The 394-nt window shown below is 43.4% G+C and carries 2 pseudogenes; both read left to right on the top strand.

What is annotated here, in order from left to right:
* Nucleotides 1-264, top strand: a pseudogene (locus tag A3712_RS28905) (hypothetical protein); the annotation flags it as partial.
* Nucleotides 258-394: pseudogene (locus tag A3712_RS28345) on the top strand (copper-resistant cuproprotein CopI); the annotation flags it as partial. The pseudogenes A3712_RS28905 and A3712_RS28345, both read left to right, overlap by 7 nt.

Genomic DNA, 394 nt, shown 5'->3' with positions numbered 1-394 from the left:
ACTCAAAAGTGATGATTGCGTTCGAATTGGGTTTGATGGCTTATGCGTATTAACCGACTAGCAAGCTTGGCAGTGAGTTCATTCCTCCTTTGTATTAAGGTGAATTGATGTACATGCCGACTACTGACTCGGGCATTGCGATCGATAGGGCACGTGAATTACTGTAGCAAACCAACAAGCTGATTAAAAAAGCATCTCAGAAGTTCAAATACCATGGGAAAAACCAGACGATAAGAGACTGCTACCACTTATGTTCCATTGACTGCGAATTCTCGATTGGTTCTGCCGCAGAGCAGCTGTAGCATCGTGAAATGCTGAAAAATATGGGTAATCATACTCATGATTCTGGCAGTACAGTGACACTAAAACCGAGCAAAGCGAAGCAGGTGCTTTG

This window comes from Vibrio sp. HI00D65, from assembly GCF_001635455.1.
GTDB lineage: Bacteria > Pseudomonadota > Gammaproteobacteria > Enterobacterales > Vibrionaceae > Vibrio.
The sequence above is the reverse complement of the archived record's forward strand: the minus strand, read 5'-3'. Positions and strand labels throughout refer to the sequence as shown.